Origin of the sequence: Mesorhizobium sp. KR9-304 (assembly GCF_040049215.1) — a bacterium.
GTDB lineage: Bacteria > Pseudomonadota > Alphaproteobacteria > Rhizobiales > Rhizobiaceae > Mesorhizobium_K.
Genome location: NZ_JBDZDN010000001.1, coordinates 991,765 through 1,005,139, shown reverse-complemented (window position 1 = coordinate 1,005,139; position 13,375 = coordinate 991,765). Strand labels below are relative to the sequence as shown.

Below are 13,375 nucleotides of genomic sequence, written 5' to 3'. Positions count from 1 at the left end.
AAAAGCCGCCGGAACCAGTCCGGCGGCTTTTCTGGAGACGATACCCGATCGATACGGGGATCAATACGGGCAGGTGTCGTTCGACATGTAGTCGTGGACGGTGATCGTGCCCGCGATAATGTCGGCCTTGGCCTTTTCGACCGCAGCCAGCATTTCGGGAGTGACCAGCGCCTTGTTGTTGTCGTCCATGGCGAAGTCGACGCCGCCTTCCTTGAGGCCGAGATCGTTGATGCCGCCCTTGAACGTGCCGTTCTTGCCGTCCATGAAGGCGTTGTAGACGGCGACATCGACGCGCTTCAGCATCGAGGTCAGCACCTTGCCCGGCTGCAGGCCGTTCTGGTTGCTATCGACGCCGATGCCGAGCTTGCCGGCATCCGCTGCCGCCTGGAGAACGCCGACGCCGGTGCCGCCCGCCGCGGCGTAGATGACATCAGCGCCCTGGTCGATCTGCGTCTTGGCGATTTCGCCGCCCTTGGTCGGGTCGTTCCAGGCCGCCGGCGTGTCGCCGGTCATGTTCTGGATGACTTCGGTCGCGCCGGCCGCCTTGGCGCCGCCGACATAACCGCAGCCGAAACGGCGGATCAGCGGGATGTCCATGCCGCCGACGAAGCCGACCTTCTTGGTCTGGGAGGCCATGCCGGCCATCAGGCCGACTAGGTAGGAGCCTTCCTGCTCCTTGAACACCAGCGAGCGGACGTTCGGCTTGTCGACCACCATGTCGATGATGGCGAAGTTGAGATTTGGGAAATCCGTGGCGACCTTGTCGAGCGACTCGGCCCAGGAGAAGCCCGCCATGACGATCGGGTTGCGGCCTTCTTCGGCGAAGCGGCGCAGCGCCTGCTCGCGCTGCGAGGCGTTGGAGACCTCGAATTCGACATAGGAGACGCCGGTTTCCGTCTTGAACTTCTCGGCGCCGTTGAAGGACGCCTCGTTGAACGACTTGTCGAACTTCCCTCCGAGATCATAGAGCAGCGCCGGTCCACCCGCCCCGGCTGCCTCTTCCCCGGCCTTGCGGTTCAGCAACAGGTAGGCGCCGACTACGACCACGATCGCTGCCAGAATAATGAGCAACGTATTGCGCTTCATGAGAAACATCCTTTGCAAGAACATTCGGCGGACGACCCCTCGTGTCCGCAGCCGATGGCGCAATCTGGCACGGCCAAGAACAAAATTCACGCGGAATTTTGACCTTCCGGAAAAACCGCCGGGCGGCGCGTGTGAAGGCAAACAGGGTGCGAGGCCGCGCCGGCGGCCAGGCATATGCCACTATTCGGCGGGAACCGCGGGCTGGCTGGCCGCCTGCGGGATCGCGCAGGCAACCCCCGTCCCCTTGAGGTTGCAATAGCCATAGGGGTTCTTCGCCAGGTACTGCTGGTGTTCCTCCTCGGCGAAATAGAAGGCCGGCGCCGGCGCGATCTCGGTGGTGATCCCGCCGCGGCCTGCGGCCTCGAGCTGGGCTTCGTAGGCCTCGCGCGAGGCGAGTGCAGCGCGATGCTGGGTCTCGCCGAAGGTGTAGATCGCCGAGCGGTAGGTGGTGCCGACATCGTTGCCCTGGCGCATGCCTTGCGTCGGATCGTGCGCCTCCCAGAAGATCTTCAGCAACTGCGCGTAGGAAACGGTCTTCGGATCGAACACGACGAGCACGACTTCGGCATGGCCGGTGAGGCCGGTGCAGGTTTCCGGATAGGTGGGGTTGGGCGTGATGCCACCGGCGTAACCGACCGCCGTCACCCACACGCCTTGTGTCTGCCAGAACATCCGCTCGGCGCCCCAGAAGCAGCCGAGGCCGAACATGGCGGTCTCCATGCCTTCAGGATACGGGCCTTTCAGATCCCTCTTCGAGACGAAATGTCTCGAAGCCGTCGGGATCGGCCTGTCGCGCCCGGGCAGCGCCTCTTGGGCGTTTGGCAGCTGGATCTTCTTGTTCAGCAGGTCGCTGGGGAAAAACATGCATTTCTCCTATGGTTGTCGGGCACGATCCTTTTCGAAACCGGTCCGACGTTTGTTACGCGGTCCTGCGTTTCGCGGTCGTGCCTTGGCCGATGTGTGCTGCTGGCCTGGTCAGCGTTCCGCGACGAAGCGGCCAATCCGGCGTTCCGGCTTGTGACCGATGGCATAGAGCAGGAAGGCGAGCACGCCGAACACCACGAAACCGGGCTGGCCAAGGATGAAGACCATGACCGGATTCCAGACCAGCGGGTGCGCATTGTCGATGATGAAGGACTGCACTCGTTCCAGCGTCGCCGGCGATACGCCTAGCCAGCTCTCACCGAGCGAGGTGAGCACCAGCCGCGAAGCGGCGATCGTGCGGGTCACGTCCAGCACCGCCATGATGACGGCGACCGCAAGCGCCACTGTGGCCATCAGCCGGAACAGGAAGCGGAACATGGCAGGCCTTCGCTTTGTCGTTTGAGCTGACACATATGTCGGCGTCGCGCATTCCGCAATCTCCGGCGTCGCGGGAACGACACCGGGCGCGACGCCCAAGCAGGGGACAGGCCCGTATGTCGCTGCGGCGGACGAGAGCGCCGGTTGGGCCGACAGGTCAGGCCGACAATAACGTCGCCGCGGCCTTGGCATTCGGCACTGGATCGACTAGATCAGCCCGCGCCGGCAAAATTTCCAGGTCCCGGCATTTGCGGAGAGGTGGCCGAGTGGTTGAAGGCGCACGCCTGGAAAGTGTGTTTACGGGAAACCGTAACGCGGGTTCGAATCCCGCTCTCTCCGCCATACGGTATTGAAAAACAAAGAAAATTTGTCGATTTTGAATTCTGGCGCACAAATGTGCGTACAATAAGCATTTGCCGATCCTGTTGACGCGACTCCAGGGGTAGGGTCAAAAGCCTCATGGCAGGATTCGAAGCAATTCGCCCCGGGGCAAAAATCAAGGGGCTTGAAGCACAGGGTATCGCTGAAGTCGTTTCTGTTTCGAAGTTCGGCGACGACGCAATCAACGTGGTGTTTCGTTCCAATGGGCGCGTCTCTGAACGGCTTCTCTACCGAGGCGAGGAAGTCGGCCTTGAATTTGCTAGCGCAGGGACCGTCTATTCATTCGATGCCGACGGGGAACTGCTCAAGCTCGCATCTGAAGCATATCGTATTCGGCTGGCTCATCTGTTCGACCCTTATCTCGCGGTGAGCGCATCGCAGATCGAAGCGCTTCCGCATCAGATCACGGCCGTCTATGGGGAAATGCTGCCGCGCCAGCCGCTCAGGTTCCTGCTCGCCGACGATCCAGGCGCCGGCAAGACGGTGATGGCCGGTCTGCTGATCAAAGAGCTGCTGATCCGCGGTGACCTAGAACGCTGCCTCATCGTCGCCCCCGGCAGCCTGGTCGAGCAATGGCAGGAAGAGCTGGCCGAAAAGTTCGGACTGCACTTCAACCTGCTTACGCGCGATCAAATCGAGGCGTCGGTCACCGGCAATCCGTTTGCCGATAACAACCGCCTGATCGTTCGTCTGGACATGGCATCGAGATCAGATGACCTAAAGGCGAAGTTGGACGCTGCGCCAGATTGGGACCTGATCATCTGCGATGAAGCACATCGCATGGCTGCCTCCTATTTCGGCGGCGAGATCAAAGAAACCCAGCGCCACAAGCTTGGGAAGCTGCTGGGCACACGAACGCGAAACTTCCTTCTGATGTCGGCAACGCCGCACAATGGCAAGGAGGCGGACTTCCAACTGTTCATGGGCCTGCTCGACGCCGACCGGTTCGAGGGTAGATTCCGGGAAGGCGTGCACAAGGCGGACGTGTCCGACATGATGCGCCGCCTGACAAAGGAGGAACTCTACCGGTTCGACGGTACGAAGCTCTTTCCCGAGCGGCTTGCGTATACCGCAAGCTACGAATTGTCTCCGCTGGAGACCGAGCTCTATCAGGCAGTCACGACCTATGTCCGCGAAGAAATGAACCGGGCTGACCGCTCGGGCGACGACAAGCGTCGGTCGAGCGTCGGGTTTGCCCTGCAAATCCTGCAGAGACGGCTCGCATCTTCGCCGGCAGCCATCCACCGCTCGCTGGAGCGAAGGCGCAAGCGCATGGAAGAGCGGCTTCGGGAAGCCAAGATGATGCGCGGCAGTGCGGCGCAATTCGTTAGCGCACCAAGCCTGCCTTCTTTCGATCCTGACGATGCCGACGACGTGCCGGGCGTGGAAGCGGAAGCGGCCGAGGAAGAAATCCTCGACCAGGCGACTGCCGCGGGCACGATCGGAGAGCTCGAAACCGAGATCGCGATCCTCAAGGACCTGGAGGAGCGCGCGCTCCAACTGAAGCTTTCCGGCCAGGACACGAAGTGGCGCGAGCTCGAATCCGTCCTCGACGAGCCGATGATGACCGATCCCTCAACCGGCATGCGGCGCAAGGTCCTGATCTTCACCGAGCCGAAGGACACGCTCGAGTATCTTCATCAGAAGATTGCAGCGCGCATCGGTGACCCCGCCGCCGTCGTCGTTATTCATGGCGGCGTCGCTCGCGAGGCCCGCCGCGCGGCCATTGCCGCCTTCAACTCCGACCCGGCGGTGCGGGTTATGATCGCCAACGATGCGGCAGGCGAAGGCGTCAACCTGCAGCGCGGTGCACACCTTATGGTGAACTACGACCTGCCGTGGAATCCGAACCGACTGGAGCAACGGTTCGGGCGCATCCACCGCATCGGCCAGACGATGACGTGCCACCTGTGGAATCTTTGCGCTGCCAACACGCGCGAAGGTGAGGTCTACCGGCGGCTTCTCGAGAAGCTAGAGGAGGCACGCAAAGCGCTTGGCGGCCGGGTCTACGATGTACTGGGCGAGCTCTTCGAAGGTCACGCCCTTCGCGACCTCCTGGTCGACGCCATCCGATACGGTGATCGGCCAGAGAAGAAGGCCGAGTTGTTCCGCAAGGTCGAAGGCGCCGTCGATGTCGACGCGATCGAGAAGCTCGTCGAAGAAAGAAAGCTTACCTCCGAGGGCATGTCGGCCGGTTCGGTGGCCGAAATCCGCGAGCAGATGGAGCGAGCCGCGGCACGGCGCCTGCAGCCACACTTCATTGGCTCGTTCTTCAGGGAGGCGTTCACCAAGCTCGGCGGGCGCATCTCGGAGCGCGAGAAGGGTCGTTACGAAATCCTGCGCGTTCCGCCAATCCTCAAGGAGCGCGACCGTCTGATCGGCCGCTCCGACCCGGTGCTTGACCGCTATGCCCGGGTTACGTTCGAGAAGTCGCTGATTGCCGGCCAGCCGCAGGCCGAACTCCTGGCGCCAGGTCACCCTCTGCTTGAGGCCCTGGTCGACATCATCCTCGAACGCTATCAGCCTATGCTAAGCCAGGGATCGGTGCTTGTCGACGATGCCGATGACGGCCTCGAGTCGCGCCTCCTCATCTATCTCGAGCACGCCGTTCGCGACGGCCGCGTCAGCCGGTCGGGTGAACCGCGTGCCGTCTCGCAGCGCCTGCAGTTCGTGTTTCTAAAACCGGATGGGAGCGCAGCTGACGGCGGGCCGGCACCCTATCTAGACTGCCGTCCGATCACGGTCGAGGAGCGCCAACTGGCCGCAGAGCAGATCAAGGCGCCATGGCTTGCCGGCAATGTCGAAAACCAGGCGATGGCCTATGCGATCAGCGCACTCGTGCCCGAGCATTTGAACGAGGTGCGCGCCAGGCGCATCGCCGAGGTCGACAAGGTCGAGCGCGAGGTTCGCGCGCGGCTGAACCGGGAGATCAACTATTGGGACGCACGGGCGGCGCGGCTGCGGGAAGAAGAACGCGCCGGTAAGGAGCAGCGTATCAACGCGCAGAACGCTGAAGCGACTGCAGCGCGCCTCGTCGAGCGGCTTCACCGCCGGCAAACGGAGCTCGATCGCGAGCGGCAGATTTCTGCCTTGCCGCCGGTGCTGAAAGGGGCGGCTCTGATTATTCCGGCAGGAGTGCTCAAAGCCGGGCAGCCGGTGGAATCGCCATCCCAAGAGTTTTCAGAGGACCCGATCCAGCGTGCCGAGAGCGAGCGAATGGCAATGGAGGCCGTGTTCGCTGCCGAGCGCGCGCTCGGCCATGAAGCGCGCGACGTTTCGGCTGAGAAGAAGGGGTGGGACATTGAAAGCCGTGATGGCACTACAGGGCATCTGCGTTTCCTCGAGGTCAAAGGGCGCCATGCCGGCGGTCGAGACGTCATCCTCACCAAGAACGAGATACTCGCGTCATTGAACGCGTCCGATGCCTTTGTCCTCGCGATTGTGCAGATCGACGAGGGCTTCGCGCGCGAACCAGTCTATGTGCGCAAGTTTTTCAACAGGGAACTTGGCTTTGCGGAGACGGCGGTGGTCTTCAACGTGAACGATCTGCTATCGCTGGGTCGACCGCCAAGTTGAAGGGGTTGATCTGATCAAGAGCCGGAGAATATCCAAGGGGTTTTCTTCTGGGCGGAGGGGGCTGCGTTGATTCAGTTAGGTGTGGTGCGAAAAGCGGCGGATGCCATGGCGCAAGCAGCTCATGATGCTATGGATGCCTACCGTGAGCAGCGCGTCGTCGACGAACCTCATATAACAGATCGATTTCTAGGTTCAGCCGAAACTCGATTGGACATCCAATGCAAAGGTTGGGAAGGGCGTCATATCCATTGGCGCGCATTGACGCTGAGGGCAGGGTCCCGGTCGGCGGCGCATGAGAAGGAACACGGCGCTGATCTACTGGGGGTGTTCACGGCAAAGCTGAAGGGCTACCACGTGGCGAAGGGCTTCCTGGCGCAGGCGAAGAAAGCAGAACCGGGAGTGCCATTTTCGTCAGCCGAATGGAAACGCCTGCAAGGCCAGTGTCGGACAATGCTAGCTCGGACCCCTGACGCTTTTGTCGTTACGTATTCGACCGGCGACGGTATGAGATTCTTTTCTGCACTCGGCGTCGCCAGTTACGAAGGCAAGGACATCTTCAGGCTCTACGGGATGGCTCCCAGGCAGTTCTTCGAACGCCATTTCCAGTCTTTCATCGGCGACCAGAGACTGCATACGCCGACGATAGACGCTCTGCGCGCATTGCTCCGCAAACGTCGCCCAGAAGCGGACCGGCCTGCGTTCGTGCTTCATATGCAAGTTCGAGAAGGCTAGTAATGGCGGCACCCCGCAAGAAGCTCATCGAAGTCTCGATCCCGCTCGAAGCCATCAACAAGGCATCGGCCAAGGAGAAGTCGATCCGTCACGGCCATCCGTCGACGCTGCATTTGTGGTGGGCGCGGCGGCCGCTGGCCGCATGCCGGGCGGTGCTATTCTCGCAACTGGTCGACGACCCGTCCTCGTGGCCCGACAGGTTTCCAACGGAAGCCGAGCAGGAGGTCGAGCGGCTGAGGCTTCATCGCATTATCGAGAAGATGGTGCCGTGGGAGGCGTCGAACAACGAGGCCATCCTCAACGAGGCCCGCTGGGAGATTGCGCGCTCGGTCGCCTGGGGGCTCGGCGAGGAACCGCCTGCGAAAGGCGACGGCAACGCGATCATTGCCTATCTGCAGACGAAGGCGCCGCCAGTCTACGACCCATTCTCGGGTGGTGGATCGATCCCACTTGAGGCACAGCGTCTGGGACTGCGCGCCTATGGTTCGGACCTCAATCCGGTCGCGGTACTGATCGGCAAGGCGCTGGTGGAAATCCCGCCGAAATTTGCAGGCCTGCCTCCGGTCAACCCTGAGAGCCAGGCTGAGCTGGTGCGCGGCGGTCGCTGGAACGGCAAGGGCGCACGGGGTCTAGCCGAGGACGTACGATATTATGGGAATTGGATGCGCGACGAGGCGGAAAAGCGCATCGGCCACATCTATCCCAAGGCGAAGCTGGAGGACGGCTCCGAAGCCACAGTGATCGCCTGGCTTTGGGCGCGCACGGTGCGGTCTCCCGACCCCGCTGCGAAAGGAGCTATGGTTCCTCTTGTCTCCTCGTTCATGCTCTCGACGAAAGGCCACATCAAGGCTTGGGTCACGCCAGTGATCGATGCCTCGGCGGCCGATGGCTGGCGTTTCGAGGTGACGACAGGACAACTGAGTCAGTCTGAGGAACTGGAGAAGAAGAAGGGTACGATGTCCCGGTCTGGAGGCACGTGCATTTTGACTGGAACTTTCATGCCCTTCGACTACATCCGAGAGCGAGGTCGGGCCGATGGACTGGGCGAGCGGCTGATGGCAATCGTTGCCGAGGGCCCTGGGGCCCGAGTTTATCTAACGCCCTCCGAGACCCAGGTAACCGCCGCTTCAATCGACAGGCCTGAGGCCGCCGAGATTGCTGTGGACATGCCGAATAATACACGGGATTTCCGCACGCAGTTATACGGCTTGCCCACTTTCCGCGATCTGTTCACCTCCCGCCAGCTTTTGGCACTGACGACGTTTTCAGACTTGGTCGCGGAGGCGCAACAGCAGGTGCTCGCCGCAGCCCTCGTTGCCGGTCTTGAGGACAACGACGCGCGCCTCCATGCCGGAGGTGCCGGCGCGGCCGCGTATGCAGACGCCGTGGCGACTTACCTGGCATTCGCTGTTAGCAAGTCATCCACGCGTTCCTGCTCGCTTGCGATCTGGGAGACAGGTATGGGCAGACTGGCTGGGGCCATGGGTCGGCAGGCAATTGGTATGCAGTGGACTTTTGCTGAAACGAACCCGTTGGCGGGTGCCGGCGGGGATATCGCAGGCACCGCTATTTCAGTTGCCGAGAATCTGCAGAACCTCGGCTTTGGAGGCGAAGGAAGCATCCGCAATCTGGCGGCACAGAAGAATACCTTCTCTGAAACGCCAATCATTTTCTCTACGGACCCTCCCTACTACGACAACGTCGGATACGCTGATCTCTCAGATTTTTTCTACGTTTGGCTGCGACGCTCGTTAGCAACATCCTGGCCTGAGCTTTTCAGGAGGCTAACGACACCAAAGCAAGAAGAGCTCATCGCGGCTCCTTACCGTCATGCTAGCAAGGCGGACGCAGAGAAATTCTTTATGAATGGAATGGGCGAAGCGATGGCTGCGATGCAAATGGCTGCGTCTGAGAGCGCTCCGCTCACAATTTACTATGCATTCAAGCAATCTGAGGCGGCGCAAGACGGCGTGACGAGTGCCGGTTGGGCGTCATTCTTGCAAGCGGTTGTTGATGCTGGTTTAGCAGTTGACGGCACCTGGCCGCTAAGAACCGAGGCAACCAATTCCTTGAAAGCAGGTATTAATGCCCTGGCCTCCTCAATCGTCCTTGTTTGTCGGAAACGCTCGGCACCCGCTGCTTCAACTGACCGAGCAGGCTTCACCGCCGCTCTTCGCCGCGATCTTCCCGGCGCCATCGCTAAAATCCGCGCGGCAGGCGTCGGGCCGGTGGACATGCAACAGTCGGTGATCGGGCCTGGGATGGGTGTCTTCACGCGCTTTTCCGAGGTGCTCGAGGATGACGACAAACCAATGACCGTGAAGAATGCGCTGTCGATAATCAATCGGGTCTGGGAAGAACTCGACAATGAGATGGTTGCGAGCGTTGACCCCGAGACTCAAGTGGCGCTGGCCTGGTTCGGCTCGTATGGTTTCGACGCCAAACCGTCCGGCGAGTTGATCACGCTGGCGAACGCCAAGGACACAGCGATCGATGACCTCTTCGCCTCTGAAGTTTTCACCGACCTCAAGGGCCGCGCGGCGCTAACGGCGCGGGAAAACCTGGACCCTAGCTGGTCGCCGCACAAGGACAAGCGGCTAACCGTGTGGGAATGCGTGCAGCACCTTGCCCGCACGCTGAATGCCGAAGAAGGTGGCGCGCGCGCTGCGGCGCGATTGATTGCGGAGATGGGATCGAAGGCTAGTGACGCTAGGGCGCTGCTCGATCGGCTGTTTCAGATCGCCACTGACAGAGGCTGGGCGCAGGAAGCGCTCGTCTACAACCAACTTGCCGAGGAATGGCCGCACTTGCTGGAGCGGTCAACTAACGTCGCTGAGGAGTTGCGGCCAGCAACGACAGGCGACCTATTCGCGTAGGGGAAGTAAGGGGGATCGTAAACGTGAGCACCGAAAAGGAAACGCTGCGCCGCGTCCAAGACGGGCTGTTCCATCTCCAGCGCGCAATTGCTTCCTTCATCGAAGAGCGGATGGAGAAGAAGTACGGCAAAAGCTGGCTTTCCTTCGCCAGCCGAGCGCACGGGTCCGGCCCGCGGGAGCCGCTCGACATCTACGGCATGTTGAAGACCATGCTCGACCAGTGGCGCGACGTGTTCGACGAGGCCTTTGCGCGCAACGAAAAATTCAAGGTCCGAAATTTCGCATCGACGGCGTTCGACGGCCGAAACGCGACCTCGCATCTCGCGCTGCCGCTGACCGACGCCGAGGCGCTTCGCTATCTGGACGCAATGGTATGCCTCGGACGTGCTGTGAAAGGGCCGAAGGCTGAGATCGACGAGATCGCAAAACTCTACGAGGCGCAGCGACAGTCCGGACTGCCTGCGCCGACGGCCGCAGAGCCGGCAAAAACGGCTGACAAACCCACGACACGACCGACGCTTACTCTGCCGGGGAAAGAGGACAAGGCCAAGATTGAGTCGAAGCCGGGCACGCTGTCGCTCGGCCTCGATCCAGACGAAGCTCCAGCAGGCTCCCTGCGCCCCTGGATCGAGGTGGCCTTTCCGCATCCTGACGTCATCGCCAACCGCTACAAGCAGTCTGAGTTTGCCGCCGATCTCGCGGCCGTCGACATGGGCAATGCCAGCGATGACTATGCGACGCCGGAAAACTTCTTCCGCATCACCTTCCTAACGGAAGGGCTGCAGCGCGTCTTGCGGACCGCCTTGGAGCGCCTGACGGGGGCGGGCGGCGATCCGGTGCTCGGACTGCAAACATCGTTCGGCGGCGGCAAGACGCACACCATGCTGGCGCTCTATCACCTCGCCAAGGCGCGCGACCTCGGCCTGCTAAAGGGCGTCGCAGAGCTCGCCGACACGCTGGGCGTGAAGAACTGGCCGTCAGTGAAGACGGTCGTCTTCGTCGGCACCGCCAAGGGCGTCGATTCATCGCTGGTCCTACGGGACGGGCCGAAGGTCAGGACATTGTGGGGCTACATCGCCTGGCGGTTGGCAGGCGATGCCGGGCTCGAGCTGGTGCGCGAGGCCGAGAATGCCGGTACCAACCCCGGCTCGGAGCTGATGGTCGAGGTGTTCAGGCTTGCCGGCCCAAGCGTCATCCTGCTCGACGAAGTCGTGGCGTTCGCGCGGCAACTTCCCGACGATCGGTTCGAAGCCTTCCTCTCCTTCATCCAGTCGCTGACGGAGGCAACCAAAATGGTGCCGGACGTGCTGCTTGTCGGCTCGCTTCCGGAGAGCGACCAGGAGGCGGGCGGCGACAAGGGCGTCGCAGCGCTACGCAGGCTGGAGCGCGTGTTCGGCCGCACCGGCTCGCCCTGGCTCGCCGCACATGGCAACGAGACTTACGAGATCGTCCGCCGTCGCCTGTTCCAGGAACTCGACGGCGAGGGCGAGAAGGCGCGGGACGACACGGTCAAGGCTTTCCACCAGCTCTACAGGAACAATCCAAGCGAGTTCCCGCCTTATGCCAAGGAGCCGCGTTACCTGGAGCTGCTGCGGCTCTCCTATCCAATCCATCCAGAGCTGTTCGAACGGCTCGCGAAAGACTGGTCGACACTTGACAATTTCCAACGCACGCGCGGTGTGCTGCGCTTCATGGCGAATGTTGTGAGCGTGCTGTGGCAGCAGCGGACCCGCGATGCCCTGATCCTCCCGGCGCGGGTACCGCTGGCCGACGAGCGCGTCAAGGCGTCGGCGATCTACCCGCTTAACCCAGCCTACTCAGCGGTCATCGACAGCGAGGTCGACGGCGACGGCTCGTTGCCGGCGCGCATGGAGGCGGTGACGACGAGGCGTATCTCGCAAGCGCGCGCCGCAACCCGCGCGGCACGCGCTGTGTTCCTCTGCTCTGCGCCGACGGTGGGACAGCCGCATCATGGCGTGACCGGGCAGGCCGTCCGGCTCGCCTCGGCCGAGCCTGGCGACCAGCTGGCGATCTTCGGCGAGGCGCTTCGCGAGCTGCATGAAAATGCGACCTATCTCTACGAGGATGCCGGCCGCTATTGGTTCTCGACGCAGCCGACACTCAACCGTCTCGCCGATGAGCGCGCAAAAGCGCTGCCAGCTCACGAGGTCGACGCCGAGATCATCCGCATTCTCGGCAAGGAGGCCTCACAGCGCAGCACAGGTTTCTCCCGCGTGCACGCCGCCCCAGATTCACCGAGCGGCGTCGACGAAGCGCCTGCCTTGGCGCTGGTTGTCCTGCTGCCAGTGAGCTTCCACACAAAGGGCGCAACGGCATCTCCGGCTCTTGAGGCGGCAACAGATGCACTCACGCGCTGCCGCACTGCGCAGCGGAGATACAGGAACACGCTGATCTTCTCGGCTGCCGACGAGGCCGCATTGACAACCGCGCGCGAAGTGGTGCGGAAATCTCTCGCCTGGTCCTCGATCGAAAAGGAGGCAGACAAAGGCGACTTGCGCAAGCAGCTGACTCAGGGCCAGATCGAAGACGTGGCCGAGCGTGCACGATCCAATCGCGAGTCCGCGGAAAAGGCCGTTCGCGCCGCCTGGATTCATATCCTGTACGCGGAGAAGGAAGAGGGCGCCCTCGACGGCAGGCCCTTCGAGATTGCCCAGACCACCCTGCTAGCGCGGGATCGTCCATCCATTGCGGCATCGGTCTACGAGAAGCTCTCCTCGCGCGGTGACAGTATCGTGAAGGACACGCTCGGCCCGCGGATGCTGTCGGCCAAGCTGCAGAATCTGTGGCCGGCGGCACAGCCACATGTCGCGATCGCCGATCTGAAGGAGTGGTTCGCCTCTTATGTCTACCTGCCGAAGCTTCGCGATGCTGCGGTGCTGGAAAGCGCGATCGCGGAAGGCGTTTCGACGTCCGATCCGCTCTTCGGATACGCAGACCGATACGAGGCGGAAGCAGGCCGCTACGTCAATCTTGTCTATGGAAAGCTGGCGCCGACGGCCTTCAGCCCAGATGCGGTCATCATCCGCAAGGATGTTGCCGCACAGTATCTGGCGCCGCCCACGGGACCTGGAACCGGAGCCCCGACGGGGGGCACGGGGACAACATCTGTTTCTCCTTCGCCGAACCCGCCTGTTCCTCCAGCTGGGCCGGCGAAGCCCAAAAGATTCTACGGGATCGTCGACATCGATCCCGCCCGTCCCATTCGTTCGTTCGAGACGATCATCAACTCAATCGTTGCCGAACTGCAAAGACAGTCGGGCACGAAGGTGACGCTGACATTGGAAGTCGAAGCGCGCAACGAGCAGGGCTTTGACGAGAAGGATGTCGACGTGGTGCGGGACAATGCCCGCCAGTTGAAGTTTCGACCGGACTCCACGGGATTCGGCGACTAGCGCGCGGGG

7 protein-coding genes and 1 tRNA gene are annotated in these 13,375 nt (G+C 62.0%); 5 read left to right on the top strand and 3 right to left on the bottom strand.

The window, feature by feature from the left end:
• Nucleotides 1-60: 60 nt before the first annotated feature.
• The 3 genes from ABLE71_RS04665 to ABLE71_RS04655 form a co-directional block, all read right to left on the bottom strand.
• Nucleotides 61-1,086, bottom strand: coding sequence for a BMP family ABC transporter substrate-binding protein (locus ABLE71_RS04665; RefSeq protein ID WP_348782188.1), 1,026 nt, complete (start codon nt 1,084-1,086; stop codon nt 61-63).
• 180 nt (nt 1,087-1,266) lie between these two features.
• Nucleotides 1,267-1,950: a peptide-methionine (S)-S-oxide reductase MsrA gene (gene msrA, locus ABLE71_RS04660; RefSeq protein WP_348782187.1), complete on the bottom strand. Its 684-nt coding sequence runs from the start codon at nt 1,948-1,950 to the stop codon at nt 1,267-1,269.
• Nucleotides 1,951-2,061: 111 nt separating this feature from the next.
• Nucleotides 2,062-2,388, bottom strand: a complete 327-nt coding sequence (locus ABLE71_RS04655) for a hypothetical protein (RefSeq protein ID WP_348782186.1) — start codon at nt 2,386-2,388, stop codon at nt 2,062-2,064.
• Nucleotides 2,389-2,640: 252 nt separating this feature from the next.
• On the opposite strand from ABLE71_RS04655, the gene ABLE71_RS04650 reads away from it, so the two are divergent.
• The 5 genes from ABLE71_RS04650 to ABLE71_RS04630 all read left to right on the top strand — a co-directional run bounded on the left by ABLE71_RS04650 (nt 2,641) and on the right by ABLE71_RS04630 (nt 13,366).
• A tRNA-Ser gene (locus ABLE71_RS04650) sits at nt 2,641-2,730 on the top strand.
• A 117-nt stretch (nt 2,731-2,847) separates the two neighbouring features.
• Nucleotides 2,848-6,345 carry a helicase-related protein gene (locus ABLE71_RS04645; protein ID WP_348782185.1) on the top strand — a complete coding sequence of 1,166 codons (3,498 nt, stop codon included), beginning with the start codon at nt 2,848-2,850 and terminating at the stop codon, nt 6,343-6,345.
• A 105-nt stretch (nt 6,346-6,450) separates the two neighbouring features.
• Nucleotides 6,451-7,077: a hypothetical protein gene (locus ABLE71_RS04640; RefSeq protein WP_348782184.1), complete on the top strand. Its 627-nt coding sequence runs from the start codon at nt 6,451-6,453 to the stop codon at nt 7,075-7,077.
• A 2-nt stretch (nt 7,078-7,079) separates the two neighbouring features.
• Entirely contained in the window at nt 7,080-9,953 is a 2,874-nt protein-coding gene (locus tag ABLE71_RS04635) for a DUF1156 domain-containing protein (RefSeq protein ID WP_348782183.1), read from the top strand.
• Between the two features lie 23 nt (nt 9,954-9,976).
• The gene (locus tag ABLE71_RS04630; RefSeq protein ID WP_348782182.1) at nt 9,977-13,366 is read left to right on the top strand and encodes a DUF499 domain-containing protein; all 3,390 of its coding nucleotides are present in this window, start codon (nt 9,977-9,979) and stop codon (nt 13,364-13,366) included.
• Nucleotides 13,367-13,375: the final 9 nt, after the last annotated feature.